General features: G+C 70.0%; 25 protein-coding genes. 3 read left to right on the forward strand and 22 right to left on the reverse strand.

Annotated features, from left to right (window positions below; translation table 11 throughout):
* The first annotated feature begins 110 nt into the window (after positions 1-110).
* Entirely contained in the window at positions 111-629 is a 519-nt protein-coding gene (locus AC07NB_RS07755) for an S-type pyocin family protein (RefSeq protein WP_291832965.1), read from the forward strand.
* A 140-nt stretch (positions 630-769) separates the two neighbouring features.
* Here AC07NB_RS07755 and AC07NB_RS07760 read toward each other — a convergent pair whose 3' ends face one another.
* The 15 genes from AC07NB_RS07760 to AC07NB_RS07830 form a co-directional block, all read right to left on the reverse strand.
* A complete protein-coding gene (locus AC07NB_RS07760) occupies positions 770-1150 on the reverse strand; it encodes a helix-turn-helix domain-containing protein (protein ID WP_492311953.1) in 381 nt (126 codons plus the stop codon).
* Between the two features lie 215 nt (positions 1151-1365).
* Positions 1366-2979, reverse strand: coding sequence for an apolipoprotein N-acyltransferase (lnt, locus tag AC07NB_RS07765; protein ID WP_494570528.1), 1614 nt, complete (start codon positions 2977-2979; stop codon positions 1366-1368).
* Complete coding sequence (gene ybeY, locus AC07NB_RS07770; RefSeq protein ID WP_494570527.1) at positions 2954-3415, reverse strand: rRNA maturation RNase YbeY; 462 nt, start codon at positions 3413-3415, stop codon at positions 2954-2956. The genes lnt and ybeY overlap by 26 nt, the downstream gene beginning before the upstream one ends.
* Positions 3412-4401, reverse strand: coding sequence for a PhoH family protein (locus tag AC07NB_RS07775; RefSeq protein WP_492311950.1), 990 nt, complete (start codon positions 4399-4401; stop codon positions 3412-3414). The genes ybeY and AC07NB_RS07775 overlap by 4 nt, the downstream gene beginning before the upstream one ends.
* A complete protein-coding gene (gene miaB, locus AC07NB_RS07780; RefSeq protein ID WP_492311949.1) occupies positions 4391-5893 on the reverse strand; it encodes a tRNA (N6-isopentenyl adenosine(37)-C2)-methylthiotransferase MiaB in 1503 nt (500 codons plus the stop codon). Before miaB ends, AC07NB_RS07775 begins: the two co-directional genes overlap by 11 nt.
* A 131-nt stretch (positions 5894-6024) precedes the next feature.
* Positions 6025-6456, reverse strand: coding sequence for a Fur family transcriptional regulator (locus tag AC07NB_RS07785; protein WP_492311948.1), 432 nt, complete (start codon positions 6454-6456; stop codon positions 6025-6027).
* A gap of 71 nt (positions 6457-6527) precedes the next feature.
* Positions 6528-6965, reverse strand: a complete 438-nt coding sequence (locus AC07NB_RS07790) for a GNAT family N-acetyltransferase (RefSeq protein ID WP_494570526.1) — start codon at positions 6963-6965, stop codon at positions 6528-6530.
* Complete coding sequence (gene tsaB / locus AC07NB_RS07795; protein ID WP_494570525.1) at positions 6962-7636, reverse strand: tRNA (adenosine(37)-N6)-threonylcarbamoyltransferase complex dimerization subunit type 1 TsaB; 675 nt, start codon at positions 7634-7636, stop codon at positions 6962-6964. Before tsaB ends, AC07NB_RS07790 begins: the two co-directional genes overlap by 4 nt.
* A 13-nt stretch (positions 7637-7649) precedes the next feature.
* On the reverse strand, positions 7650-8030 hold the full coding sequence (locus AC07NB_RS07800) for a helix-turn-helix domain-containing protein (protein ID WP_291840097.1): 381 nt from the start codon (positions 8028-8030) through the stop codon (positions 7650-7652).
* Between the two features lie 66 nt (positions 8031-8096).
* On the reverse strand, positions 8097-8678 hold the full coding sequence (locus AC07NB_RS07805; protein ID WP_494570524.1) for a helix-turn-helix transcriptional regulator: 582 nt from the start codon (positions 8676-8678) through the stop codon (positions 8097-8099).
* Between the two features lie 92 nt (positions 8679-8770).
* Complete coding sequence (locus tag AC07NB_RS07810; protein ID WP_291840093.1) at positions 8771-9328, reverse strand: NifU family protein; 558 nt, start codon at positions 9326-9328, stop codon at positions 8771-8773.
* Between the two features lie 174 nt (positions 9329-9502).
* Positions 9503-9973, reverse strand: coding sequence for a universal stress protein (locus AC07NB_RS07815; protein WP_291840091.1), 471 nt, complete (start codon positions 9971-9973; stop codon positions 9503-9505).
* A gap of 152 nt (positions 9974-10125) precedes the next feature.
* Complete coding sequence (locus AC07NB_RS07820; RefSeq protein WP_494570523.1) at positions 10126-14991, reverse strand: NAD-glutamate dehydrogenase; 4866 nt, start codon at positions 14989-14991, stop codon at positions 10126-10128.
* A gap of 195 nt (positions 14992-15186) precedes the next feature.
* Positions 15187-16026, reverse strand: a complete 840-nt coding sequence (locus AC07NB_RS07825) for an outer membrane protein (RefSeq protein WP_494570522.1) — start codon at positions 16024-16026, stop codon at positions 15187-15189.
* Between the two features lie 309 nt (positions 16027-16335).
* Complete coding sequence (locus AC07NB_RS07830) at positions 16336-17463, reverse strand: AI-2E family transporter (protein ID WP_492311942.1); 1128 nt, start codon at positions 17461-17463, stop codon at positions 16336-16338.
* A 97-nt stretch (positions 17464-17560) separates the two neighbouring features.
* On the opposite strand from AC07NB_RS07830, the gene AC07NB_RS07835 reads away from it, so the two are divergent.
* Positions 17561-19147, forward strand: coding sequence for a helicase HerA-like domain-containing protein (locus AC07NB_RS07835; protein ID WP_291837977.1), 1587 nt, complete (start codon positions 17561-17563; stop codon positions 19145-19147).
* Between the two features lie 127 nt (positions 19148-19274).
* On the opposite strand, the gene AC07NB_RS07840 is transcribed toward AC07NB_RS07835, so the two are convergent.
* Positions 19275-20228 carry an MltA domain-containing protein gene (locus AC07NB_RS07840; RefSeq protein ID WP_494570521.1) on the reverse strand — a complete coding sequence of 318 codons (954 nt, stop codon included), beginning with the start codon at positions 20226-20228 and terminating at the stop codon, positions 19275-19277.
* Positions 20229-20416: 188 nt separating this feature from the next.
* Positions 20417-21091: a TIM44-related membrane protein TimA gene (gene timA / locus AC07NB_RS07845; protein ID WP_492311938.1), complete on the reverse strand. Its 675-nt coding sequence runs from the start codon at positions 21089-21091 to the stop codon at positions 20417-20419.
* Positions 21092-21240: 149 nt separating this feature from the next.
* On the opposite strand from timA, the gene secB reads away from it, so the two are divergent.
* Complete coding sequence (secB, locus tag AC07NB_RS07850) at positions 21241-21750, forward strand: protein-export chaperone SecB (protein WP_492311937.1); 510 nt, start codon at positions 21241-21243, stop codon at positions 21748-21750.
* 95 nt (positions 21751-21845) lie between these two features.
* On the opposite strand, the gene dnaQ is transcribed toward secB, so the two are convergent.
* The 5 genes from dnaQ to AC07NB_RS07875 are packed head-to-tail and all read right to left on the reverse strand — an operon-like array spanning position 21846 to position 25466.
* The gene (gene dnaQ, locus AC07NB_RS07855) at positions 21846-22568 is read right to left on the reverse strand and encodes a DNA polymerase III subunit epsilon (RefSeq protein WP_494570520.1); all 723 of its coding nucleotides are present in this window, start codon (positions 22566-22568) and stop codon (positions 21846-21848) included.
* Between the two features lie 6 nt (positions 22569-22574).
* Positions 22575-23216 carry a dephospho-CoA kinase gene (gene coaE / locus AC07NB_RS07860; RefSeq protein WP_494570519.1) on the reverse strand — a complete coding sequence of 214 codons (642 nt, stop codon included), beginning with the start codon at positions 23214-23216 and terminating at the stop codon, positions 22575-22577.
* Positions 23213-24010 carry a shikimate dehydrogenase family protein gene (locus tag AC07NB_RS07865; RefSeq protein WP_494570518.1) on the reverse strand — a complete coding sequence of 266 codons (798 nt, stop codon included), beginning with the start codon at positions 24008-24010 and terminating at the stop codon, positions 23213-23215. Before AC07NB_RS07865 ends, coaE begins: the two co-directional genes overlap by 4 nt.
* Positions 24007-24603: a Maf family protein gene (locus AC07NB_RS07870; RefSeq protein ID WP_494570517.1), complete on the reverse strand. Its 597-nt coding sequence runs from the start codon at positions 24601-24603 to the stop codon at positions 24007-24009. Before AC07NB_RS07870 ends, AC07NB_RS07865 begins: the two co-directional genes overlap by 4 nt.
* The gene (locus AC07NB_RS07875; protein ID WP_492311932.1) at positions 24597-25466 is read right to left on the reverse strand and encodes a pyruvate, water dikinase regulatory protein; all 870 of its coding nucleotides are present in this window, start codon (positions 25464-25466) and stop codon (positions 24597-24599) included. The genes AC07NB_RS07870 and AC07NB_RS07875 overlap by 7 nt, the downstream gene beginning before the upstream one ends.
* Positions 25467-25958 lie beyond the last annotated feature (492 nt).

Raw genomic sequence — 25958 nt, forward strand, 5'->3', positions numbered from 1 at the left:
AGCGACGCGATCCGCCCCAGTCGAGTGACGGTTCGACAAAACGGAACATTGCAAGAACTGTTAACCTATGGTTAGGCTTTCTTCCGATGGGTTCAACGTAGGAGGGTGTGATGAGAAAATCAGCGACAATCGCGGCCGTCGGCGCCGCCCTGCTGGGGCTGGCGGCCTGCGGTGACGGGGGCTCCGCGGTCGAGACGCGGGACCGGGCGGCGGAAGGCGCGCAGGCCGTGCTGACCTCGGCGGCGGGCGGTCCGGTCGAGGCGGCGGAGGCGGCGCCCGTGAAGGCGAAACCGGCGCTGACCGCCAATCGGCAGGAGACCGTGGACGCCAAGATCGCGCGGCTGTTCGAGCGCAACGGGGCGGACTTCGGGGCGCGGACGGCGGAAGACTATCTGGCCAGGGTCCAGGCCTTCACCACCCGGCCGCCGGCGGACGCCGAGCGGGTGGAGCGGCCGAACGGCGACGTGCTGCTTTACCAGGCCTCGACCAACACCTTCGCGGTCGTGTCGCGCGACGGCGTTGCCAAGACCATGTTCAAGCCGCGCGACGGCGCGGCCTACTGGGCCGAGCAGAAGGCGCGCGCGCCGACCTTCGGCCAGCGGCGGTCATCGGAGAATCGGGAAGGCTGAACGGGGCGAGGACCTGGAGCCTGATCGGCTGAAGTGGAATCGCTTCGCGATTCCGCTGATGCCGTGAATCAGGCTCCGGAGTCATACTGGAGCGAAATCTGAGCCGGGTTGGACGACGGTCCAACTCAACCGATTTCGCTCTAGTCCTCGTCCGTCTCCTTGCGGTCGGCCATGTCGCGGATCAGCTCGAGCGCCAGCTTCTGCTGCCGGGTCGACAGCTGCGGCGCCAGACGGCTGATCTCGATGGTGTAGCGCGTGGCCGGGAAGTCGTGCTCGAAGGCGGTTTCGCCCTCGGCCATCCCCGCCAGCTGCGCGCCGGTCAGACCTTCGAAGAAGTAGCCGATATCCACCTTGAAGAAGCGGGCGATATCCCAGAGCTTCGACGCGGAGATGCGGTTGGCGCCCTTCTCGTACTTCTGGATCTGCTGGAACGTCAGACCCAGGGCACGACCGAGATCGCTCTGATTATAGCCGAGGGCCAGCCTCTTCTCGCAGACTCGCCGGCCAACATGCCGGTCCACGGGATGAGGACCATCCTCGCCCTTGCCTCTCGCCATCGTGACACGCCCTTCAAGTCGCCCATTCAGCTAAGCCTGAATGCGCCGCCCGCAGGCCTCTGTCATCAAAAAATGCACAATTCAGGGCGTGTGGAGAGGCTTCTTGGCCATGAATTCGCCCCCTTTCCCGCACAGCGCGAATCCCGTCATCCGGGTAGCGACCGAGAAGGGAATCCGTCTTACGGAACAACGGTCTTGGAACGAATCACCCGGCGCCACGGCGCCGCGACAAGCAGGCCCGCCACGACCGCCAGCCAGAACAGGAGGTCTCCGATACGGCCATACAGGGTGACGCCGGTGGGCTGCGGCAGGCGGGCGTCGATGACGCCGCTTTCGCCCGCGTCCAGCCGCTGACCATCGACCACCCGACCCCAGGGATCGATCATCGCCGAGGTTCCCGTCGGCGTCGCCCGGACCACCGGCAGCCCGGTCTCGATGGCGCGATAGCTGGCCAGGTTCAGGTGCTGCAGCGGGCCGGAGGTACGGCCGAACCAGGCGTCGTTGGAGATGTTGACGATCCACCCTGGACGCCCGGCCGATCCCGGGGTGAAGCCGGGATAAAGGCTCTCGTAACAGATCAGCGGCTGGGCGCGGGGCGCGCCGGGAATATCGACGGGCGCAGGACGCGGGCCGGGGCTGAAGTCCAGCGGCATATGGGTCAGGGCGCGCACGCCCAGCGCCCCCATCAGTCCGCCCGCCGGCAGGAATTCGCCGAACGGCACCAGCCGGTATTTGTCGTAGACCGTCGCGATGCGCAGGCCGTCGCCGCCCTCATCGGTGAGGACGAACAGGCTGTTGAAGTAGCGGCCGCCCTCAGGAACCGAAGGATCGGCGACGCCGCGGCCCAGGCCGATGATCAGGCTCTGGCCCGGCTGGACCGCGCGGGCGATGGCGGCGGCGTCCGGCGAGCCCTGGGCGAAGACTTCATTGGCCGTGGCCGGCAGGGCGCCCTCGGGCCAGATGATCAGGTCGGGCGTGGCCGCGCCGGGGCGGGCGGTCAGGTTCACATAGCGGTCGACGATCCCCTGATAGGCCTCGGGGGTCCATTTGGACGCCTGCGGCACGTCGGCCTGGACGATACGGACCAGGGTCGGGGTCAGCTCCAGCCGCGCCGACGACAGCCGCATCGCGCCCGAGATCACCAGGACCGCCAAGGCCAGGGCGCCGAGGGCGGCGGTGACGATGCGGGCCTTGCGCGCGCCCTCGCCGAGCAGGGGGCCGAAGGCCGCCGAGGCCGCGACGGTGACGAAGCCGAGGCCATAGACGCCGGCGATCGAGGCGAACTGGGAGGCCGCCGAGCCGGCCTTCCAGCTGGCGCCCGCCGGATTCCACGGGAAACCGGTCAGCACATGGCCGCGCAGCCATTCCAGCAGGCAGAACAGGGCGGCGAAGAACAGGACCCGCTTCATCCCGGAGGGCAGGAAGCGGCGGTACAGGGCCGTCGCCGTTCCCCAGAACAGGCCCAGGCCGGCCGGCAGGGCCGAGGCAGCGAAGGGCGCCATCCACGCCTGCGCCGGATTGACCAGGAAGGCCTCGGCCACCCACCAGCAGCTGATGAAGAAATAGGCGAAACCGGCCAGCCAGCCCATCCAGAAGCCGCCGCGCACGCTCGTCGACCGCTCGCTGAGGAACATCAGCAGCGCATAGCCGAGCAGGCCGGGCAGGACGCCGAAGGGCGGATGGGCCAGGGCCGCCGCCGCGCCGGCGGCCAGCGCCAGGCCGATCCGGCCGAAGCGGAGGATCAGCCGCGCGCGCGGGCTGTCGGTTTCAGGCGTCGCCGCGAGAATGGTCATCCGCCGTGTATGGGTCGGCCACGCCCAGGCTGGCAAGGATGGATCGCTCCTCGTCCTCCATCGCCTCGGCCTCGGCGTCTTCCTCGTGGTCCCGGCCGAGCAGGTGCAGGACGCCATGGACGGTCAGGTGCGACAGATGGTCGGACAGGGTCTTGCCCTGTTCCACGGCCTCTCGCGAACAGACGCCATAGGCCAGCGTCAGGTCGCCGAGATGGGGAAAGGCGCTTTCCGCCGCCGGGAAGGAGAGGACGTTGGTCGGCCGGTCGCGGTCGCGGAAGCGGGCGTTGATCTCGCGCACGCTCTCGTCGTCGGTCAGCAGGACGACCACGTCGCCCTGGATCACACCCAGCGCCGCCTTCGCCGCGCGCTCGACCACCGCCTCGACCTCCGGCAGGGCGGCGGACCAGGCGTCGTCCTCGATCTCGATCTCGATCACCGGCGGGGCTCTTCCAGGTCGGGCGGCGGGGCCGCCGCGTCGGCGTCGTAGGCGCGCACGATCCGCTCGACCATGGCGTGGCGCACCACGTCCTGGGCCTCGAACTTCAGCACGCCCACGCCCTGAACCCCGTCGAGGATGCGCAGGGCGTGCGACAGGCCCGAGTCCCGGCGGTTCAGCAGGTCGATCTGCGAAGGATCGCCGGTGACCACCATCCGGGCCCCCTCCCCCAGACGGGTCAGGACCATCTTCATCTGCAGACGGGTCAGGTTCTGCGCCTCGTCCACGATGATGAAGGCGTGGGCCAGGGTGCGGCCGCGCATGAAGGCGATGGGAGCGGCCTCGATCTCGCCCTTGTCGCGGCGACGGCGCACGTCGTCGGCGCCGAGGATGTCGTTCAGCGCTTCCCAGATGGGGGCCAGATAGGGGTCGACCTTCTCGTTCAGATCGCCCGGCAGGAAGCCCAGCTTCTCGCCCGCCTCGACCGCCGGGCGGGTGATGACCAGCCGGTCCACCTGACCCCGGCGCAGCAGGGAGGCGCCGTAGGCGGCGGCGAGGAAGGTCTTGCCGGTGCCCGCCGGTCCGACCCCGAAGCTCAGCTCGCAGCGTGACAGCAGTTCCAGATACCGGGCCTGCGCGGCCGTCTTGGGCGCGATGGCGCCGCGGCGGCCGACCGGCAGGGCCGCGGCGTCGGGGGCGACGGAGCCCTGGCCGGCGCGCGGCTGGGCCACCGCTGCGCCCAGGGCGGTGCGCACGTCGGCCTCGGTGATCTCGGCGCCGGTGTCGGCGCGGTCGGCCAGGACCTCGATGACCCGCTTGGCCTGGGCCCGGTCGCGGGCCGAACCATTGATGGAGACGCCCCCGCCGGGGGTCTCGACCAGGACCTTGAAGCGGTCCTCGATCAGGGCCAGGTGGCGACTGTTCGGCCCGATGACGGCGCGCAGGGCGACGTCGTCCAGGGCCAGGAACTCACTCTCACGCGCCATGAAGGGCTTTCTCTAGGTCGCTAACGCTCGCGTCGCGGACGCTCGCTGCTTGAGCGACGTTCTGGGGGTCGCCAGCGCTCGGCTCGCGGAGCCTCGCTGCCTGAGCGACGGGAGTTTCCGTCAGACGGCCGCTAAGGGATTTCAGGCCGCCGGTTTCGATCGTCACCGGAACGATCTGGCCGATCAGTTGATCCGCGACGCCATCGACATAGACCGGCTGCAGCCAGGGCGACCGGCCGGTGACGTGGCCGTCGAACTTGCCCGGGCGCTCGAACAGGACCGGGATGGTCAGGCCGACGCGGGAGACGTTGAAGGCCGTCTGCTGTTCGAACAGCAGGGCCTGCAGCGCCTGCAGCCGCTCACGCGACACCGCCTCGGGGACCTGGGCCGCCATGGTCGAGGCGGGGGTGCCGGGGCGGGGCGAGTACATGAAGGAGAAGGCCGAGGCGTAGGTCACGCGACGGACCAGATCCATGGTGTCCTCGAAGTCCCGATCGCTCTCGCCCGGGAAGCCGACGATGAAGTCGCCGGACATGGCCATGTCGGGCCGCGCCTCGCGGATGCGTTCGATCAGGTCGAAATATTTCTGACGCCCGTGCTTGCGGTTCATCAGGCGCAGTATGCGGTCCGAGCCCGACTGCACCGGCAGATGGAGCCACGGCATCAGGACATCGAGCTGACGGTGCGCCTCGATCAGGTCGTCCGACATGTCGTTGGGATGGCTGGTCGTATAGCGGATGCGGTCCAGGCCGGGGATCTCGGCCAGCAGCCAGGCCAGCCGCGCCAGGGTGGACGGCTTTCCGTCCAGGCCCTCGCCGTCATAGGCGTTGACGTTCTGGCCCAGCAGGGTGACCTCGCGCACGCCCTTGGCCGCCAGCTCGCGCGCCTCGGCCAGGATCGCCGCCACCGGGCGAGACCATTCGGCGCCGCGGGTGTAGGGCACGACGCAGAAGGTGCAGAATTTGTCGCAGCCCTCCTGCACGGTCAGGAAGGCGGTGAAGCCCTCGACCCCGCGCTCGGCCGGGAGGGCGTCGAACTTCTCATCGGGGGCGAAGTCGGCGCCGATGCGTTCGCCGCGCGCCCGGGCGGTGCGGGTCAGCAGTTCGGGCAGCTGGTGATAGGCCTGCGGACCGACGACGAGGTCGACCGCCGGCTGGCGCTTCATGATCTCCTCGCCCTCAGCCTGGGCGACGCAGCCGGCGACGGCGATGGTCATGGCGCCGCGACCGGCCTGGGCCTTGGCGTCCTTCAGCTCGCGCATCTTGCCGAGCTCGGAATAGACCTTCTCGGCGGCCTTCTCGCGGATGTGGCAGGTGTTCAGGATGACGAAGTCGGCGTCCTCGGCGGTGTCGGTCGACGCATAGCCGAGCGGGCGCAGCACGTCGGCCATGCGCTCGGAGTCATAGACGTTCATCTGGCAGCCGTAGGTCTTGATGAACAGGCGCTTGGGCGCGGCCTGCTTCCCCGACGGCGGGACGAGGGTTTCAGTCATGAAGGCATTTTAGGGCGCTACCGCGCTTCGCGCTACTTGAGCGCGGACGATTTAGGGCGCTACCGCCCTTCGCTCTACCAGAGCGCGGACGATTCCGGGGCCGCGTGTCGATCGCGCGGCGCCGGACCTTATCAAGCTTCGGGTTCGTCGCGGTGGGCGTGGCGGGTGAAGATCAGACCTTCGCGGTTCGACGGCTCGGCGCCTTCGATGGGCGTGCCGTAGAGCTCCAGCTTGTGGCCGATCAGCTTAAAGCCGAGGCGTTCGGCGATCTCGGTCTTCAGGCGCTCAATCTCGGCGTCGAAGAATTCAATGACCTCGCCCGAGCGGGTGTCGATCAGGTGGTCGTGGTGATCGTCGCCGGCCTCTTCATAGCGGCTGCGACCATCGCCGAAATCGTGCTTCTCGACGACACCCGCTTCCTCGAACAGCCGCACGGTGCGGTAGACCGTGGCGATCGAGATGTGCGGATCGATGGCCGAGGCGCGGCGGTACAGCTCCTCGACGTCGGGGTGGTCGGCGGCGGCGGAGAGCACCCGCGCGATCACGCGGCGTTGCTCGGTCATTCGCATGCCGCGGTCGGCGCAGAGTTTTTCGATCCGGTCCATGGGAGACGAGAATAGGCGGCGTCGGCGGCCTAGGGAAGTCGAACCGGCAAGTTGAGCGACAAAAGCAGGGCGTCGGCGCGCGAACCGTCCGGGCGCGAATAATAGGCCGGGCGCCGGCCGGCCTCGACGAAGCCCGCGCGGGCGTAAACGGCGCGCGCGGAAGCGTTGTCATCGGCCACTTCCAGGAAGATCCGATCCGCGCCCCTCGCGCCGGCGGCGGCGACGCCCTCGGCCACCAGTCGAGCCCCCTGCCCTCGCCCGCGCGCCTCGGGATGGACCGCCAGGGTCAGGATCTCGGCCTCGTCGGCGACCACGCGCATGAGGATGAAACCCTGCGCCGTCTCGGCGGCGAAGACGCCCGCCTGCTCCAGCAGGACGGCGAAGGCGGCGGCGTCCCACGGCGCATCGAAGGCCGTGGCGTGGAGCGCCGCCAGCCGGTCCGCCTGGGCGTCCGGGTCGCGGGTCATGCGGGGGTCTGGACGCGCGGCTGGCCCGGCAGACGGGTGGGCGGGGTGGCGTCGGGCGCGCGCAGATAGAGCGGCTTTGGCGGCGCGGCCGCTGGATCGAGCCGGGCGGCCAACCGGGCCAGGGCTTCGGGCGAGGGGCCGGCCAGGTCGAGAACGGCCGCGCCCGGCGCGGCGTCGGCGATCAGGACCGCGCCGGATCCGACCAGGACGGCGCCGGCGGCGAGGCCGCTTACCCGTTCGGCGGCCTGTTCCAGCGACAGGGCCTCGGGCGGGCCTTCCGCGACGCCGTCGCGCCAGATGCGAGCGTAGACCTGCCCCCGGCGGGCGTCGATCAGGGCGGCGATGTCGGGCGCGCACGCGGACGCCGCCAATGCATCAAGGGTCGAGACCCCGACCACAGGACGGTTCAACGCCGCGCCCAGTCCTTGCGCGAAGGCGAGGCCGACGCGCAGGCCGGTGAAGGAGCCCGGGCCCACTGTCACGCCGATCCAGTCGACGACGTCGAAGCCGCCGGCCTCGGCGACCGCATCGCGGGCCAGGCCGCCCAGCCGTTCGGAATGACCCTTGAGCATGACCTCCGAACGCAGGCCCAGCGTCCGCACCGTGTCGCCCACCTCGAACACCCCGGCGGTGCACAGGCCCAACGCCGTATCGATGACGAGGACCCTCACGCCGCCGCTCCGGTCAGGAGGCGGGCGCCAGCGCCGCCACGATGCGCGCCACCGCCTGCCGCACGGCCCGATCGGCGATGCGCGGAAAATCGTTCGCGACCGTTCGTCCATCGACGGTCGCGCTCAGGGTGCGGAGCACATCGATCTCGCCGGACGGATGACCGTCGATCGGCGGGAAGAAGGCGTCGACCGGCGAGCGCAGCACCACCGCCACCCGGTGCAGCCGCGACGCCGAGATCCGGTTCAGCCCGGTCTCGTATTTCTGCACCTGCTGGAAGCTGACCCCGATGCGCTGGGCCAACGCCGCCTGCGACAGGCCCAGGGCCGAGCGCCTGAGGCCGATCCGCGCGCCCACATAGGCGTCGATATGATCCGGGGCGGCGGTTCGGGCCATGGCGAGTCTCCTGTTCTATACCGAACAGTTTCATCGACACGCCCAAGTTGCAATCAAAAAGTTTCATTACTGGTCCAGCCGCGCGACCACCGCGGACACGGCGCGGGTGTCGGCCCGCGGAATGCGCTCCTCCGCCGACAGGCCGCCCGGTCCGCCGCGCACCACCAGCATCTCTCCCTCGGCCCGCTCGTAGAGGCGAACCAGGCGGCGGCCGTCGGCCATGTCGATCACACAGCCCTGGTCACGGCGTGGCCAGCGGCCCGGCGCATACTCCAGAGTCACGCCCGAGGCGGCCCATGGGGCGAGGTCGTCGCTCGACAGCTGAAGGCGGCGGGTCTCGGCGGGGGCGGCGTCCACGAAGGCGCGGACGCGGCTTTCGACCCCTGAAGCCGCCGGGTCGTCAGACGCCGCCGCGGCGAGATTGAGCGCCAAGGCCTCGGGGGTGGAGTCGACGGCGGCGGTGAGGCGGCGCTGGACGTCGGGGCGGAACAGGCCCGGCCGCTTGCCCGCCTCGTACAGGCCCCAGCCCTGGCTGGTGATGCCGACGCGCGCACCGGCCTCGGCCTGGCTCAGACCGCGCGCGCGGCGCAGGGCCGCGAGGGCCTCGCCGAGACGTCGGGCGTCATGGTCGCTTTCAAACCGGGGCATCGCATCAGAATGCCGGAGAGTGTCGCGTGTGACGAGAAATAAAACGGTTTTGTCGCCTTCAGGGTAGCGAAGGCTCTCGCGTTGACAGCCGCCTAGATCACCTGCTCGACGCGGGTCACCTCGGGCACATAGTGCTTCATCATCTGCTCGACCCCGGCCTTGAGCGTGGCCGAGGACGAGGGGCAGCCGGCGCAGGCGCCGCGCATGCGCAGGGACAGGACCCCGGTCTCCTCGTCGAAGGCGTCGAACAGGATGTCGCCGCCGTCCTGAGCCACGGCCGGGCGGATGCGGCTGTCCAGCAGCTGCTTGATCTCGGCGATGATCTCGGTGTCCTCGCCGTCGGGATCGGCGCTGGAGAAGGCTCCGCCGCGCAGCAGGGGCGCGCCCGAAACGAAGTGATCCATGATGGCGGCCAGGATCGGCGCCTTCATCTGCGCCCACTCCAGCCCCTGCGCCTCGCGGGTCACGGAGACATAGTCGTAGCCGAAGAAGACCCCGGTCACGCCGTCGAGCTCGAACAGGGCTTCGGCCAGGGGCGAGGCGGCGGCCTCTTCCCGGTTCACGAAGTCGCGCGGATCACTCGATACGTCGCGGCCCGGCAGGAATTTCAGGACGTTGGGGTTCGGCGTCGGTTCGGTCTGGATGAACATGGGGCGTAAGTGCGCTCGCCGGGGCGGCGGTTCAAGGGCCGGGCCTTCTCCCTCCCCTTCTGGGGAGGGTGGACCGCGAAGCGGGACGGCTGGGGAACCGAGCGCTCGGACACGAGCCCCACCCTGTCGTCGCTGACGCGCCGACATCCCTCCCCACCAGGGGGAGGGAGATTTTCAAGCCAGGTCCTCGATGTCGTTCTCGGTCAGTTCGCCGGGGACGATGGTGACGGGCAGTTTGCGGCCGGTGAAGGCGGCGCCCTGCTTGACCACGGCGGCGACCAGCGGACCGGGGCCGCGACCGCCCTCCCCCGCCGCAAGGACGAGGATCTTGATGTCCGCGTCCTCGCCGACGACCTTGCGGATGCAGGCCTGCGGTTCGCCGCGTTCAATCACCAGCACCGGCGTGGCGCCCGAGCGTTCTGCGGCCTCCCCGGCCCAGCGGTTCAGCGAGGCCTCGGCCTCCGCGCGGGTCTGACGTTCGATCTCGTCGCGCACCCCGGCCCAATGGGCGTCCGAGGCCGCGGGCGGGATGACGCGCAGCATGACGACGCGGCCGCCGGTCGAGCGGGCCCGCCGCGCCGCATAGCGCAGGGCCGCCTCGAATTCGGGGCTGTCGTCGACGACGACCAGGAACTTACGTGGCATCAGCCCTCTCCCTCAGCCCGTCACGCTAGCAGATGAGGCGCCCCAATGCCTACGCGCCGCAAAACCCCCTCCGGACCAGCCGGAGGGGAATGCCGCGCGCGCTCAAGCAGCGAGCCGCCGCGCGGCGCGCGGGCGGCGCCCAAATCGCTTCTTCAGGTTGCTGACGAAGCGATCTCGCGGATGACCGAATTGGCGATGGTCAGCTTGGCGAAGGTCCAGCCGGAGCCCGAGGCCTCGATCTCGTCGACGGAGGCGCGGACGCCTTCGACGGCGCCCTGGCGCGGGCCGACCCAGTCATCGACCGCCTTCTCCGCCGCCGCCTCGCTGGCGCCGACCGAGACGTTCGAGGCCTTGGCCACGGCGCGGGTCAGGGTCATCTGCTCGGCCATCAGATCCTCGATCAGACGGCGCACGGCCAGCCGGTCGAAGTGGTCCGCCGACGGCACGTTTCCGGCCGCCGCGCGCAGGCGGTCGAAATCGAAGGCCGCGCCCACCTGGTGGTAGAGCATGGCCATGGCCGGTTCCGGCCAGCCGGCCTCGCGGGCCAGGTCGCCGATGTCGGCGGTGGCGACCAGCGGACGCAGCATGGCGAAGTCGCGGGCCATTTCCTCGGAGGCGCCCAGACCCACGAAGCTTTGCACCCGGGCCTCCAGACGGCCTTCCTCGAAGCGGCTGAGGACGGAGCCGCCGGCCGAACGCAGGGCGTCGGCGGCCGGACGGTAGGCGGCGATCAAGCCGTCCACGGTCGCGCCCTCGCGCGCCGCCCGCTTGGCCAGCCAGAAGGTCTGGCGGCGCAGGACGGTGGAGATTTCCTGATAGAGGGCGGTCTGGGCCTCGGCCGGGATCTTGCCGTCCAGCGCCGAAACCGCGTCCCACGCCTGGTCGAGGCGGAAGATCTGGCGCGCCGCCTCGAAGGCGATGACCATGGCCCCGGTGTCGCACTGGGCCGACAGACGCAGGCGTTCCGGGAAGGTCGGGCCGCACATGTTGACGATCTCGTTCGACAGGATGGTCGAGATGATCTCGCGCTTCAGGCGGTGCCGCTGCATGTCGGCCTCGAACTTCGCCAGCGGACCGGGGAAGTAGCGGACCAGGGTCTGTTTGAAGAAGGCGTCGTCGGGCGCGCCCGAGGCGACGATCTCGTCGAACAGCTCCAGCTTGGAATAGGCGGTCAGCACCGCCAGTTCCGGCCGCGACAGCGGCTGGCCGGAGGCCTTCATCTCGGCGAGCTTGAGATCGTCAGGCAGGCCTTCGACCTTGCGGTCCAGCTTACCCTTGGAGCCCAGCCACTGCATGAAGCGCTGCTGGGAATCCAGCGCGCCGGCGCCTTCGGCCTGCTGCAGGGTCAGGGCCAGGGTCTGGTCGTAGTTGTGGACCAGCACCTTGAGGCCGACCTCCTCGGTCATCGAGGCCAGGAGGGCGTTGCGGTCCTCCGACTTCAGCGCGCCCGAGGCGATGGCGGCCCCGGTCAGGATCTTGATGTTGACCTCGTGGTCGGAGCTGTCGACGCCGGCCGAGTTGTCGATGGCGTCGGTGTTGATCCGGCCCCCGCTGCGCGCGAAGGCGATGCGGCCCGCCTGGGTCAGGCCCAGGTTGGCGCCTTCGCCGATGACCTTGGCCCGCACCTCGGCGCCGTCGACGCGGATGGCGTCATTGGCCTTGTCTCCGACCTGGGCGTCGGTCTCGTTCGGCGCCTTCACATAGGTGCCGATGCCGCCGAAGTAGAGCAGTTCGGCCGGAGCCTTGAGGATGGCCTTCATCAGGGCCGCCGGATCCAGGACGTCTTCCTGGATGTCGAGCGCCGCCTTGATCTCGGGGGTCAGTTCGATCGACTTGGCCGAGCGCGGGAAGACGCCGCCGCCGGCCGAGATCTTGGACTTGTCGTAGTCCTGCCAGGACGAGCGCGGGACCTTGAACATGCGGTCGCGCTCGACCCACGACGTCGCCGGATCCGGGGTAGGATCGATGAAGATGTCGCGGTGGTCGAAGGCGGCGACCAGCTTGATCGCCTTGGACAGCAGCATGCCGTTGCCGAACACGTCGCCCGACATGTCGCCGACGCCGACCACGGTGAAGGGTTCGGACTGGATGTCCTTGCCCTCCTCGCGGAAGTGCCGCTTCACGGCCTCCCAGGCGCCGCGGGCGGTGATGCCCATGACCTTGTGGTCGTAGCCGACCGACCCGCCTGAGGCGAAGGCGTCGTCCAGCCAGAAGCCGTACGAGGCCGAGACGCCGTTGGCGATGTCGGAGAAGGTCGCCGTGCCCTTGTCGGCGGCCACGACCAGATAGGGATCGTCGCCTTCCCAGCGCACCACGGCGGCCGGCGGGACGACGGAGCCGTCCTTGGCGATGTTGTCAGTGACGTCGAGCAGGCCGGACAGGAAGGTCTTGTAGGCGCGGATGGCCTCCCCCTGCTGGGCGTCGCGGTCGCCGCCGGCGCGGACGATCTCGGCCAGCTTCTTCGGGAAGAAGCCGCCCTTGGAGCCGACGGGCACGATGACGGCGTTCTTGACCTGCTGGGCCTTCACCAGGCCGAGCACCTCGGTGCGGAAGTCGTCACGGCGGTCCGACCAGCGCAGGCCGCCGCGGGCGACCGGGCCGAAGCGCAGGTGCACGCCCTCGATGTAGGGCGCCCAGACGAAGATCTCGCGGAACGGCTTGGGCAGGGGCAGGTCGACCAGTTCGCGCGAGGCGATCTTGATCGAGATGTAGGGCTTGGACTGACCGTCCGGACCCGGCTGATAGTAGTTGGTCCGCTTGATCGCCTGGACCAGCAGGGACAGGCGGCGCAGCGCCTTGTCGTGGTCGAGGCTCTTCACGTCCTGCAGCAGGTCGTTGATGTGGCCGGCCAGATCGGCGACCGCCGCCTCGCGCGCCGCCGCATCACCACCGGCGGCCGGGCTGAATTTGGCGTCGAACAGGGCCAGGATGGCGCGGGCCACGGCCGGATAGTCGCGCAGCGCCTCTTCCTGGACCGCCTGGGACGGATCCAGGCCGGTCTGCTGGCGGTAGCGGGCCAGGGTGCGGATCAGGGCCGCGTCACGCCAGCCCACGCCCAGTTCGAGCACCAGGCGGTTGAAGCCGTCGCTTTCCGTGCGGCCGTTCCAGACGGCGGCGAAGGCGGCCTCGAACGGGTCCTTGACCGTGCCGAAGCTGAGGTCGCCGCCGCGCGGGTCCTCGAGCAGGAATTCGTGGACGTGGATTTCGGCGTCGCCCGCGGGTTTCAGGGCGTGGCCCCATTCCTCGAGCGTCTTCAGCCCCATGTCCGCCAGGATCGGCAGGACGTCGGACAGCGGCACGGCCGAGCCGCGACGGTACAGCTTGAAGCGGAAGTTCAGCGGGCCGTCGGACGCGTTGCGGAAGGCGCGCACGGCCACCGGCTCCCCGGCGCCGACCTCGCCCGAGGCGTTCAGCGTGTCGATGGCCTGGTAGTCGGCGACGGCCTCGGCCGCGTCATAGCGGTCGCGATAGCCGGCCCCGAAGGCGTCGGCCCAGCGGGCGCTGACCGGTCCGACCGAGACCTCTTCCACGTCGGCGGCGCGCAGGGCGCTTTCGAAACGGTCGATCCAGCTGCGGCCGGCCTCCGCGACTTCGGCATCCAGCGCGGCCTGATCCGGGCACGGATGATCCCCCGGGGTCACGCCGATGATATAGTGGATGCGGACCAGCGGCTGGTCCGACAGCTGCGGATACCAGGCCGACATCCGGCCGCCCCAGGCGCGGGCCAGGATGGCGCCGATCCGTTCACGGACCGAGGCGTCGAAGCGCTCGCGCGGGATGAAGGCCAGGATCGAGACGAAACGGTCGAACGGATCCTTGCGGGTGAAGGTCTTGATCCGCGGGCGGTCGTGCAGGTGCAGGATGCCCAAGGCGATGTCGAGCAACTCGTCCTCGGTGATCTGGAAGAGCTCGTCGCGCGGATAATTCTCGAGGATGTTCTTCAGGCGCTTGTAGCTGTGGGTGCCTTCCAGCTTGCCGGCGCGTGCCAGGGCGTTGGCCACCTTGCGGCGGATCAGCGGCACTTCTGACGCGGCCTTGTCATAGGCCTCGGCGGTGAACAGGCCGACGAAGCGGGTCTCGCCCGAGGGGCGCCCGTCGGCCCCGAAACGCTTGACCCCGACATAGTCCATGTAGGCCCGGCGGTGGACGCGCGAGCGGACGTTGGCCTTGGCGACGGTGACCGGCTCGGACAGGTCCAGCTGGCGCTTCATCTGCTTGGTCAGGACCGCCGGTTCGGAGGCGCGGCGCAGCACGGTGCGCTCGGGATCCGCCAGAACGCCCACGCCGACGCCGGACTGCGACAGGGGCGCCTCGGCCTCGTACTCGCCGTTCTTGCCGCGCGGATAGTCGTAGTCGCGGGCGCCGAGGAAGACGAAGTGATCCGACGCCAGCCAGCGCAGGAATTCCAGGTTCTCGGCCAGAACCTCGGCGTCGACGCCCGGAGGCGAGGTTTCGAGGTGGGCGATCGAACGGCTGATCAGGTCGTTCATGGCGCCGTGGTCGGTCACGGCCGAGCGGACATCGGCCAGGGTCTGGGCCATGGCCTCGCCCAGAGCGTCGCGGCGCTCCTGGGGCAGGGCGTCGATGACGACGATGATCACCGAGACGCGGCCGGTCGGCCCCTCGACGATCGGGTGGAACATCGAACGGACGGTGACGCCGGCCTCGGCCAGCTCGCCCATGACGCTGTCGACCAGGAAGGGCTTGTCGTTCTGGACGATCGTCAGGACGTCATAGCCGGAGGCCGCGCCCGTCGCGCCGGTGTGCGGCCCGACGCTGATGCGGGCCGGCGCCGCGGGATCGTGTTCGGCGACCGAACGCCAAACCGTGGCCAACAGGGCGGCGAGGTCCGCGCCGTCCAGCTCCGGCGTCTCGTCGGCGGCGTAGTCCTCCAGCACCTGGGACAGGTAGGCCTTCTCGGCCGGGCCGGGCGGGTGGCCGTTCGCGGCTGCGAAATTCGCCTCCAGCGCCTCCAGGTTGATCGCCTGAGGGAGCGTGGGGGCGGTGGCGCCGGACATGGACAGGTCTCGTATGGCGCGGCCCGGGCGGGCCGCCGGTTTCAGAAGGCAGACTAGACCGCTCCCGCGCGGGGGCAAGGTCCGGTCAGTCGGGGGGTCCTAGGCCAGCCTGACCGCAGCGTGAACCCCCAAAAACGGCGGCGCCGGCCCTTTGCGGGGGCCGGCGCCGGTTATCGGTGATCAGTCAGGAACGGATCAGAAGCGGACGTTCATGCCGATCCGGAAGGCGTGCAGCTTCATTTCGTCGCTGCTGCGCGCGATGTCCGTGCCCGTCGTATTGGGCGCCAGGATGAAGGGGTTGGTGGCCGGGGTCGTGCCGGTGTTGCCGGCGCGCACGACATAGTCGTCCGTCGACAGCGAGGTGTACAGGTACTCGCCGGTCACCGACAGATTGGGCGCCAAGCGCCATTCCAGACCCGCGCCGGCCTGCCAGCCATCCGCCTTGTCCTCGTCCTTCTGCGTCACGAAGCTGTTGGCGGTGTTGGTGGTGCGGAAGCTGTTCTCGATGCTGCCGCGGGCCGCGCCGCCGGTGACGTAGACCAGGGCCGGACCCGTGGCGTAGCCGAGGCGGGCGCGCAGGGCGGCCATGTCGGTCAGCTCACGCTTGAAGACGTAGCTGGCCGGAGTGCTGCTGAAGCCGGTGACGGTGTCGGAGACGTCCGTCGCGCTCCATTCGGCCGCCAGGCCGGCGACGATGGAGCCGAACTGCCAGTCATAGCCGGCCCGGACCGACCCTTCGACGCCCGTGTTGTCGCTGTTGCAACCGCTGGCGGCCGCATCACCCGAGGCGCCGCCATCACAGAAGCCGGGGGCGAACGCATTCGCCGCGGCCGCGGTGGTGACGGTTTCACCGAACACCCCGTCCAGATTGCGGTCGAAGACAAGGGTCTCGCCGTCGTCTTGCTTGTTGTCGAGAGCGCCGCCGTAGACGCCGATGTAGGGGCCGCTCCAGTCGGGGGATGACTGGGCGAGGGCCGGCGCAGCGACCCCCGCCATCAGAAGGGACAGGGAGGCGACGGGGAGGAGGTGTTTCATGGAATAGTCTTTCGCGTTCAGAACTGTAGGCCCGCCGACGGGGGGTTGAACGGCACCGGCGCACCCCTGTTCCGATCCCGTTTCCGGGTTGCGGATCAGCTGTGGCCGGAATGACGCGAAAACAGGAACGCCCTGGCGGAAACGACAAGGCCGCCGAACTTGCGTTCGGCGGCCTGCTTCGGACCGGCGCCCAGGAGGGGGAGGGTTGGCGCCGATCGCTTCAACCGCGGGCTTGGGGGGGAGGGGGGGCCCGCGGCGACAGAGGGGAGATAGGCGCCGCTTGTGACCAATCAAGGGCGCCCAAGTCCGTCATTCGTCCTTTAACTGCGGCGGGTTGACGCGGCGCCGTTTCGGCTTGCTCGCGGCCGTTTCCTTCTCCGCATAGGGCTCGCCGTCGCCGGACAGCAGGATGGCCATCCAGCGCGACCCCCGGAACTCGGCCAGGATGGCCATGGCCATGACCGCCAGCGGGGTGGACAGGAACATGCCGACCACGCCCCAGACCTTGCCCCAGAAGGCCAGGGCCAGCAGGACGACCACCGGGTCGATGTTCTGGTTGTCGCCCTGCATGCGCGGCTGGATGAAGTTGCCGCTGATGAACAGGATCGCCTGCAGTCCGCCCAGCAGGACCGTGGCCTGCCAGTAGGTCTCGAACTGCACCAGGGCGAACAGCGGCGGGACCAGGCCCGCGATGGCGCCGCCCAGCACCGGAATGAAACCGACGATGAAGATCACGAAGGTCCAGAACTCCGCATTCTGAAGACCCACGATGCGCATCAGGATCCAGGCCGCGGCGCAGATCATCACCCCGGTGACGGCCTGGACCCAAAGATAGCCCTCGACCCCGCCGCGGACGCGCTGGAACACCTCCAGCGCCTCGCCACGGGCGGTGCGGTCGGGGAACAGACCGACCAGCTTGCGGCGGAAGCCGCTCTGTGAAGCCAGCAGGAAGCCCAGGTAGATCATCACGAAGACGGCGCCGCCGACGACGCCCTGGGCCTGGCCGGCGATGGCCATGAGGTAGCCGCGCACGTCTATCTGGGCGATCAGGTCGGTGGTGGTCGGCGGGGTGGTCACGCCGACCAGGCGGGAACCGTCCTCCAGGATCTGGTCGAGGCGCGGCCCGATGTTGGCCGAAACCCCCGATGCGTCGCTGAAGAATCCGTAGGCGCCGTTCACGATGAAGGCGATGGAGGCGACGAAACCCAGGACGACGACCAGCAGGGCCGAGATGCCTGCCACGTGCGAAGGCAGTCGGGTCCGCTTCTCGATGGTCCGCTTCACCCCGTCGATCATGATCAGCAGGAAGATGGCCATGGCCAGCGGCGTGAGGATGTCGGCCAGCCAGTAGACCGCCGCGCCCACGGCGACCACGGCGAGGGCCACGAGGGCGTTGCGCGCCACGGTCGAGGTCGGAAGGGTGATCGGCGGCTTCATCGGCATATGGTCAAGGTCTCGCGAGGCGGCGTCAATCGCCCTTGAACCGGCGGCCTTGCCGGTGGAGCATGAGCGCCGCCCTCACCCCGGAGTTCCCATGACCGATACCGGCGTCTTCCTCGGCCAGTCCTCGCAGGACGGGACCGACAAGCCCGAAATCCTGCTGTATGGCCGCGCCAACCGGCACGGGGTGGTGGCCGGCGCCACCGGCACCGGCAAGACGGTGACCCTGCAGATCATGGCCCAGGGCTTTTCCGACGCCGGGGTGCCGGTCTTCTGCGCCGATGTGAAGGGCGACCTGTCTGGCATCGCCCTGCCCGGGTCGCCGAACGAGAAGCTGCTGGCCCGGGCCCAGGGCATGGGGCTGACGCTCACCCCGAAGGCCGCTCCGGTGGTCTTTTGGGACCTGTACGGCCAGAAGGGCCACCCGATCCGCACCACCGTCAGCGAGATCGGGCCGCTGCTGCTGGCGCGCATGCTGAACCTCAATGAGGTGCAGGAAGGCGTGCTGTCGGTGGTGTTCCACGTCGCCGACGCCGAAGGCCTGCTGCTGCTGGACCTGGACGACCTTCGCGCGATGCTGGTCTATGTCGGCGAGAACGCCGAGCGGATCGGACGCGAGGTCGGCAATGTGGCCCCGACCTCCATCGCCTCCATCCAGCGCGCCCTGCTGCAGCTGGAGCAACAGGGCGGCAAGGCCTTCTTCGGCGAGCCCGCGCTGAAGCTGGAGGACATGATGCGCACCGGCCTGGACGGCCGGGGTCAGGTCAATGTGCTGGACGCGACCAAGCTGATGAACAGCCCGCGCCTGTACGCGGCCTTCCTGCTGTGGCTGCTGTCCGAGCTGTTCGAGCAGCTCCCCGAGGTCGGCGATCCGGAGAAACCGCGGCTGGTCTTCTTCTTCGACGAGGCCCACCTGCTGTTCAACGACACGCCGGACGCCCTGCGCGAGAAGGTCGAACAGGTCGTGCGCCTGATCCGCTCGAAGGGCGTGGGCGTCTATTTCGTCACCCAGAACCCGGCCGATATTCCCGACAGCGTGCTGGCCCAGCTGGGCAACCGCATCCAGCATGCGCTGCGCGCCTACACCCCGTCCGAGCAGAGGGGGCTGAAGGCCGCTTCCGAGAGCTTCCGGCCCAATCCCGCCTTCGACACCGCCGAGGCCATCCAGGGTCTGGGCGTGGGCGAGGCCCTGGTCTCGACCCTGGACGAGAAGGGCGCGCCGAACATCGTCGGGCGCACCGCCATCCGTCCGCCGGACAGCCGCCTGGGACCGGCCACCGACGCCGAACGGGCGCAGGTCATGGCCGCCAGTCCGGTGCGGGGCCTGTACGAGACGGTGGTGGACCGCGAGTCCGCCGAGGAGATCCTGGCCGCGCGCCGGGGCGAGGCCGACCATGCCGCGGCCGAAGCCAAGCTGGCCGAAGCCCGCGCCCAAGCCCAGGCAAAGGCCGACGCCATCGCCGCGAAGGACGCGGAAAAGGCCGCCGCCGCCCGCGAGAAGGAACAGGCCCGCCAGCAGGCGCAGTATGAGCGCGAAGCCGCCCGGTCGCGGGCCCCGGCTCGACGCTCGACGCGAGAGACCCCGATCGAGGCGGCCACCAAGTCGGTGCTGCGCACGGCGGGGAGCACGATCACGCGGGAGCTGCTTCGCGGCCTGCTGGGTGGGCTGAAGCGGCGGTGATCTTTCTCCCTCCCCCGAAGTGGGGAGGGATGTCGGCGCGACGCGACGACAGGGTGGGGCATGTAAAGCGTTCCCCACCCGGTCGCTGCGCGACCACCCTCCCCATGAAGGGGAGGGAGAGTTGCCTTCAGCCCCTCGGAACCAGCCGCCACATCCGGAGCGGATGCCTGACCGCGCCAGCTTCCGCGCCGGCCGCGTCGCCCCGGCCCATGTAGAGGTCGGCGCGGACCGGGCCGCGGATGGCCGAGCCGGTGTCCAGCGCCACCACCAACCCCTGATAGCTGCCGCGCGCGCCGGGCAGGTTGCCGCCGTCGGCGCTGATCCAGACCAGGTCGCCATAGCGCCAGTGGGACGGATCGACCGCGATGGCGCGGCGGGCCGGCAGGGGGATGCCCGCGGCCCCGGCGGGACCGCCGCCGTCATCCGGGTCCAGCTTGAAGAAGATGTAGCGCGGGTTCAGCGCCATCACCGCCTGGGCCTCGGGCCCGCGATGGGCGGCCAGCCAGGCGCGGATGGCCTCGCCCGAGGTTCCGTTCTGCGGCAGCAGGCCTTGCTGCGCCATCGGACGGGCGATGCCGACGAAGGTCTGCCCGTTGTCGGCGGCGTAGGCGGCGCGAGCCTTGGATCCATCCTCGAAGGTCAGATAGCCCGAGCCCTGGATCTGCATGAAGAACAGGTCCTCGGCCCGCATCCAGGCCAGGGTCTGCGTCGGCGGCGCGGCCTCGATCTCGACGCGGGGCGGCAGGGTCTGGCCCCGGCGCCAACCGGCGGGCGCGGCCAGGACCGGCATGTCGAAGTCGGCGTCCCGCGCATGGCGGGCGGCGTATTCCGGGGCGAAATAGGAGGTCAGCAGGCCCGGACGCCCGTCGGCGGTTTCGGCCGGAACGACGGTGAAGCCGGTCTCGAAGAAGGCGCGGGCCATGGACGGCGTCACCGGCCGCGAGGTCTGGCGGATGTGCATGGCCCGGTCGCACTGGACGCGGGCGGCGGCATCCCGGGCGGCGCGGCACCCATCGGCCCAGGCGTTGAAGGCCGACAGATGGTCCTCCTCGTTCCAACCGGGCAGGGTCGCGGGACTCACGCCGCGCGGCGGCTCCGGACGCGGCGTCGGCCGGGGTTCAGGCGGTCGGGGCCGGGACGGCGCGGGGCCGCCGTCGGGCGAAGGCCCAGGCGTGACGACGGGCGGACGGGTCGCGCACGCCGCGAGCAGGGACAGGAGCAGCGCGGCGGCGACGCCCTGGATCCGCACGGCGCGCGCGCGGCCCACAGTCAGGCCGAGGCGGCTTCGTTGCGGGCCAGCACCCAGTTGGGGTCGCTGGCGCCGAGGGTGCGTTCGAAGGTCCAGAGCTCGGCGACGCGGCGCTCCTCGACCTGGGGTTCGGCGGAGGCGTCGGCGGACTTCACGGTGTCGCGAAGCTCGGCCAGGAAGCGGACCTTGGCGATGGCGCGATTGTCCTCGGCGGTGGCCAGTTCCAGATCGGCGCGGGCGGGGTGGAGGAACTCGACCGTCGCGGTCTCGCCCCGAGCTTCGCGGGCGGCGATGCCGGCCTCGAAGGATTCCATGACCTTGGCGGTCAGCAGGGGCTTGAGGGTGTCGCGGTCGCCGGCCGCGTAGGCGCGCACGATGGTCTCGTGCGCCTGACGGGCGCCTTCGAGGAAGCGGACGGGATCAAAGGCCGGATCACGGGCCTTGAGACCGGCGATGGAGGCCAGGGTCACGGCGTCCAGCACGCCCGGACGGTTCGAGCCCGCATCGGCCTGGGGCGCGGCGGGCGCCGGCGGCTGGGCGCGGGCGTCTTCTTCCGGCTGACGGCCGACCTTCTTGCCCAGCACATTGTAGAGCTGGAACAGCACGAAGGCCGCGATGACGGCGAAGATGACGATCTGGACCTGAACCGGCGGCACGGGCAATCCTTGAAGGGCGCCGCGGGGGGACGGGCGCATGAAACGACGATTAGGGGGTCATATAGGGGCGCGCAAGGCGCACCGCCCTCCCGGTTGGGCGAGCGTCGTTGCCGCAGGGGGGCTCTCATGCTAGTCGCCGCGCCTTCCGGACAGTCGTCCGACCCACCTTCCAGACAGAACTTCCACCCATGACCGACGCCGCTCCGCCCGCCGACGCCAACCCCGCCGCGACCGACGGCCAGCCGCCCATGGGCCCGGGCTTCCGCATCGTCGCCCAGTATGTGAAGGATCTGTCCTTCGAGAACCCCAAGGCGCCGGACAGCCTGCGCATCGACGGCAAGCCGGCGATCGACATGGGCGTCGAGATGAACGCCCAGGGCCGCCAGGACGGCCTGTTCGAAGTCGAGCTGCGCCTGTCGATCAAGGCCACCACCGACACCATGACGGTCTTCCATGTCGAGCTGCAGTACGGCGGCCTGTTCGCCCTGCAGGGCGTGGCCGAGCAGGACATCGAGCCGCTGCTGCTGATCGAATGCCCGCGCTACCTGTTCCCGTACGCCCGCGAGATCATCGCCCGCGCGACCTCGGACGGCGGCTTCTATCCGCCCTTCATGCTGGACCCGATCGATTTCGCGTCCATCTACGTCGCCCGCCAGCAACAGATCGCCCGCGGCCCCGCCGACAGCGGCCAGGCGTAAGACAGACCCGGAAAGAGCGGCGGGGCCGTCCCGCCCTCAGGCAGCAGGCGACCCCATCGCCTGCGACAGGGCTCCAGAAATAGAGAAGGCGTCCGTCAGGCGGCGGACGCCTTTTCCATGTCCAGTCCATAGGCTTCCCACAGGGACTGATCCTTCAGGGTCGCCTGGAGGAAGGCCAGGTGGGCAGCGCGTTCCTCAGGCGTAGAGCGCGGCGCCAGCGGGCGGGGGCGGGCGCCGTGGGCGGCGGCGACCACCGGTCCGCCGGCGACGGTGATCCGGGCCGACGACAGGTCCAGCCGACGCTCCTTGCCTCCACGCAGCTCCAGATAGACCTCGGCCAGCAGGCGGGCGTCGATCAGCGCGCCGTGGAACGTCCGGTCGGCCAGACTGACCTTGAAGCGCTTGCACAGGGCGTCCAGCGAGTTGGGCATGCCCGGGAATTTCTTCTGGGCCAGCTGGAGGGTGTCGATCCAGCGCTCGCCGTCGATCAGCGGATGGCCACAGCGATTGTACTCGTGGTCGATGAAGTTGCGGTCGAACTGGGCGTTGTGGGCGATCACCGGGGCGTCGCCGATGAAGGCGGCCAGATCGGCGACGATCTCGGCGAATTTGGGCGCGTCCTTGACCTTGTCGTCGGTGATGCCGTGCACCCGGATCGCATCCGGCGGGATCAGCCGTTCGGGGTTCACCAGGGTGTGGTAGGTCCGCCCCGTCGGCAGCAGGTCCATGATCTCGATGCAGCCGACCTCGATCAGCCGGTCGCCCGTCCTCGGGTCAAAGCCGGTGGTTTCGGTGTCGAGAACGATTTCGCGGGACATGGTCCCTTAATGGGGGCGTTCGGCGGCTTTCGGAAGACCGCGACGGGGCGGGGTCCAGTCTTCGGACAGAACCATCCCCACGATTTCGTCGACCCGGGCCCGCGCCGCCTCCAGCCCCTCGCCGGTGTCGACCACGAAGTCGGCGCGGCGACGTTTCTCGGCGTCCGGCATCTGGCGCGACAGGATGGCCTCGAACCGTTCGCGCGTCATGCCGGGGCGGGCCAGCACCCGTTCGGCCTGAACCGAGGCGGGGGCGGAGACCACCACCACCGCGTCGACGGCGGCGTCTCCGCCAGTCTCGAACAGCAGGGGGATGTCCAGCACGGCCAGCTTCACGCCTCGGGCCTCGGCGGCCTCCAGGTCCTCGAGCCGGCCCTTCAGCACCAGGGGATGGACGATGGCTTCGAGCCGGCGGAAAGCCTGATCGTCCCGGCCCAGCGCCTCGGCCAGCCGGACCCGATCGACGGCGCCGTCCACCACCACCCCGGGAAAGGCCTCATCGACAGGCGCGACCGCCGCTCCGCCCCGGGCGTAAAGCCGGTGCACGGCCTCGTCGGCGTTCCAGATCAGGGCGCCGTGATCGGCGAACATGGCCGTCGTCGTCGACTTGCCCATGCCGATGGAGCCGGTGAGGCCGAGCACGATCATTCGGCCTCTCCCAGATGACGCAGGACGACGGCGCGGACATCGACGGACGGGACCGGGACGCCGAACAGGGCTTCGAACGACGGCTTCGCCTGGCCGATCAGCATGGCCAGCCCATCGACCACCGTGAGCCCCCGCGCCCGGCCCGCGGCGAGGAAGGGGGTGATCAGGGGCTTGTAGGTCATGTCCATCAGCACTGCGCCGTCCCGCAATGCGGGGATGTCGATCTCCGGGGGGACGCTGAGCGCATTGACGACCAGGGCGGCCTCTCCAAGGGCTTCGGGATCGGCGACGGAGACGCCGATGTCGGCGGCCAGAGCCTCGGCCCGGGCGCGGGTGCGGTTGAGGACCGAAACCCGGGCCCCGTCGGCCTTGAGCGCCGCGGCCGCCGCCCGTGCGGCCCCGCCGGCGCCCAGCACCACCACCGGCGCGCCGGGCAGGGCGAGGGCCGGGGCCTGCTCATGCAGCGCCGACATCAGGCCCTCGCCGTCGGTGCTGTCGGCGGAGAGGCCGCCGTCGCTGAACACCAGCAGATTGGCCGCGCCGCAGGCGCGGGCCATGGGACTGACGAGATCGGCCGCCGCCAGGGCCTGCTCCTTGAACGGCGCGGTCACGTTGAGGCCGCGCAGGCGTCCGGCCCGGCCTTCGGCGATCAGGGCGTCGAACCCGGCCGCATCAGCGGGGCCGAAGGCTTCATAGGTCGCATCCAGCCCGGCGGCCTTGATCCACAAGCCGTGGATCAGAGGGCTGAGGGAGTGGGCGATCGGCTGGCCCGCGACGCCGGCCCGCACCGTCATGGGATCAGCACCCCGGCGCGGCGCAGCTCGGTCAGGACCGGCCACAGGGGCAGGCCCAGGACGGTGAAATAGTCGCCGTCGATGCGGTCGAAGAGCTGGGACCCCATGCCTTCAAGCTTGTACGAGCCCACGCTGGACAGGAGGCTTTCGCCCTCACGGTCCAGATAGGCGTCGAGGAAGGCGTCCGAGAAAGCGCGGACCTGCATCAGGGCCGTATCGACGCCGGACCAGACGATCTGTCCGTTGTGGGCCAGGGCCGCGCCGGAATGGAGCGCATGGGGCTTGCCGCGCATGGCCGACAGGCGGGCGCGGGCTTCGTCCAGCGAGCGGGCCTTGGAGATCAGGCCGCCGTCGAAGGCCAGGGTCTGATCGGCGCCCAGAACCCAGGCGTCGGGATCGTGGCGGGAGACGGCCAGCGCCTTGACCCGCGCCAGCTCGACCGCCAGGCCGGCGGCGTCGGCCGGGTCATGCACCGCCTTGACCGCATCCTCGTCCACATCCGCGACGTGGACGGAGAAGGTCACCCCGGCGCCTTCCAGCATGGCGCGGCGGGCGGCGCTCTTGGAGGCCAAAACCAGTCGTTCGCCTACCATGCGGCGCCCACGCGCCGGGTGCGGCGTTCATTCAGGACGTTGATGATGGCGGCCGCGGTCTCCTCGACCGAGCGGCGGGTCACGTCGATGACCGGCCAGCCGCGGCGTTCGAAGGCGCGCCGGGCCTTGACCGTCTCCTCGCGCACGGCGTCGTGGTCGATATAGGCCGTGGCGTGGTTGGCGTTCAGCCCGTCCAGGCGGTTGCGGCGGATCTGCACCAGCCGGTCGGGCGAGACGGTCAGGCCGATGACCAGCGGATTCTTCAGGGCGACGAGGCGTTCCCCGTCCTCCTGGCCCGGCACCAGGGGCACATTGGCCGCGCGGATGCCCCGGTGGGCCAGATAGATGCAGGTCGGGGTCTTGGAGGTCCGGCTGACGCCGCACAGGACCACATCGGCGGTCTCGAGCTGTTCGGTGGCGCCCTGGCCGTCGTCGTGGGCCATGGCGAAGTCCAGCGCGGCGATACGGTCGAAATATTCGGAGCTCAGGGCGTGCTGGGCGCCGACGCGGGGCGCCAGAGCCGCGCCGAGGTAGCGCGACAGAACGGTTTCCAGCGGATCCAGGGCCGCGATCTGGGGCATGTCGAGACGGCGGCAGCCCTCCTCCAGCTGTTCGCGCAGCTCGCGGTCGACCAGGGTGTGCAGGACCACGCCGGGCGCGGCGGCGATCTCTTCCAGCACCCGCTCCATCTGCCGGTCCGAGCGGACCAGGGCGTAGATGTGCTCGATGGGGATGACGCCGTCGAACCGCGCCACCACGGCCTTGGCCATGGCGTTCAGGGTCTCGCCGGTGGAGTCCGAGACCAGGTGGACGTGGAAATAGGTGGCCAGGCGCGAGGCGCCGGCGGGACGGCCCGGATTCATCGGACAGGACTCACTGGGATAACGGGTCCATGGCGCGCGGACTCCTGTGGACGGGACGGGGCGCCGTTCCGTGCGGCCCGGGCGCCGATCTCTATAGCTTTCCCCGGCGAGGGTCGCGAGCGGGGATGACGGTGGACCGGCGCCCTGGTCGTGCGCCGGGTTCTCCACCGCGCCGGCCGCTCCGAAGGTTCGCTTGTGGAGGAACCGGAGTCTCCCGAACCGGCGCCCAGGCCCCCCCGCTCGCCCAAGTGCCCGAAAAGTCCCGATGTTAAGGTCTTGTTAAGGGTTATCCCCGGTATCGACAGGGCAGACTCGGTCTGTCGATCAGCCTGTGACCGAATGCGGACAACCGCTCCGGAAACGGTGCATTTCACCCACTTGTCCCCGCCATCCCGGGCCCTAGCCACTTCCTTCAACCCTTAAATCAATTCGATTTATAAGAAGGGGAGGGGTGCGACACGGGTCGGGCTTGAGCCTGTCCTCGCCCCCCGG

The organism is Brevundimonas sp. GW821-FHT09G01 (genome assembly GCF_059416065.1).

Excerpts from the sequence above, each read along its gene's own strand:
- AC07NB_RS07755 (WP_291832965.1), top strand. The coding sequence starts at position 111 with ATGAGAAAATCAGCGACAATCGCGGCCGTCGGCGCCGCCCTGCTGGGG.
- lnt (WP_494570528.1), bottom strand. The coding sequence starts at position 2,979 with ATGACCATTCTCGCGGCGACGCCTGAAACCGACAGCCCGCGCGCGCGG.
- AC07NB_RS07775 (WP_492311950.1), bottom strand. The coding sequence starts at position 4,401 with ATGGCGCGTGAGAGTGAGTTCCTGGCCCTGGACGACGTCGCCCTGCGC.
- miaB (WP_492311949.1), bottom strand. The coding sequence starts at position 5,893 with ATGACTGAAACCCTCGTCCCGCCGTCGGGGAAGCAGGCCGCGCCCAAG.
- AC07NB_RS07785 (WP_492311948.1), bottom strand. The coding sequence starts at position 6,456 with ATGACCGAGCAACGCCGCGTGATCGCGCGGGTGCTCTCCGCCGCCGCC.
- AC07NB_RS07790 (WP_494570526.1), bottom strand. The coding sequence starts at position 6,965 with ATGACCCGCGACCCGGACGCCCAGGCGGACCGGCTGGCGGCGCTCCAC.
- AC07NB_RS07800 (WP_291840097.1), bottom strand. The coding sequence starts at position 8,030 with ATGGCCCGAACCGCCGCCCCGGATCATATCGACGCCTATGTGGGCGCG.
- AC07NB_RS07805 (WP_494570524.1), bottom strand. The coding sequence starts at position 8,678 with ATGCCCCGGTTTGAAAGCGACCATGACGCCCGACGTCTCGGCGAGGCC.
- AC07NB_RS07810 (WP_291840093.1), bottom strand. The coding sequence starts at position 9,328 with ATGTTCATCCAGACCGAACCGACGCCGAACCCCAACGTCCTGAAATTC.
- AC07NB_RS07815 (WP_291840091.1), bottom strand. The coding sequence starts at position 9,973 with ATGCCACGTAAGTTCCTGGTCGTCGTCGACGACAGCCCCGAATTCGAG.
- AC07NB_RS07820 (WP_494570523.1), bottom strand. The coding sequence starts at position 14,991 with ATGTCCGGCGCCACCGCCCCCACGCTCCCTCAGGCGATCAACCTGGAG.
- AC07NB_RS07825 (WP_494570522.1), bottom strand. The coding sequence starts at position 16,026 with ATGAAACACCTCCTCCCCGTCGCCTCCCTGTCCCTTCTGATGGCGGGG.
- AC07NB_RS07830 (WP_492311942.1), bottom strand. The coding sequence starts at position 17,463 with ATGAAGCCGCCGATCACCCTTCCGACCTCGACCGTGGCGCGCAACGCC.
- AC07NB_RS07835 (WP_291837977.1), top strand. The coding sequence starts at position 17,561 with ATGACCGATACCGGCGTCTTCCTCGGCCAGTCCTCGCAGGACGGGACC.
- timA (WP_492311938.1), bottom strand. The coding sequence starts at position 21,091 with ATGCGCCCGTCCCCCCGCGGCGCCCTTCAAGGATTGCCCGTGCCGCCG.
- secB (WP_492311937.1), top strand. The coding sequence starts at position 21,241 with ATGACCGACGCCGCTCCGCCCGCCGACGCCAACCCCGCCGCGACCGAC.
- dnaQ (WP_494570520.1), bottom strand. The coding sequence starts at position 22,568 with ATGTCCCGCGAAATCGTTCTCGACACCGAAACCACCGGCTTTGACCCG.
- coaE (WP_494570519.1), bottom strand. The coding sequence starts at position 23,216 with ATGATCGTGCTCGGCCTCACCGGCTCCATCGGCATGGGCAAGTCGACG.
- AC07NB_RS07865 (WP_494570518.1), bottom strand. The coding sequence starts at position 24,010 with ATGACGGTGCGGGCCGGCGTCGCGGGCCAGCCGATCGCCCACTCCCTC.
- AC07NB_RS07870 (WP_494570517.1), bottom strand. The coding sequence starts at position 24,603 with ATGGTAGGCGAACGACTGGTTTTGGCCTCCAAGAGCGCCGCCCGCCGC.
- AC07NB_RS07875 (WP_492311932.1), bottom strand. The coding sequence starts at position 25,466 with ATGAATCCGGGCCGTCCCGCCGGCGCCTCGCGCCTGGCCACCTATTTC.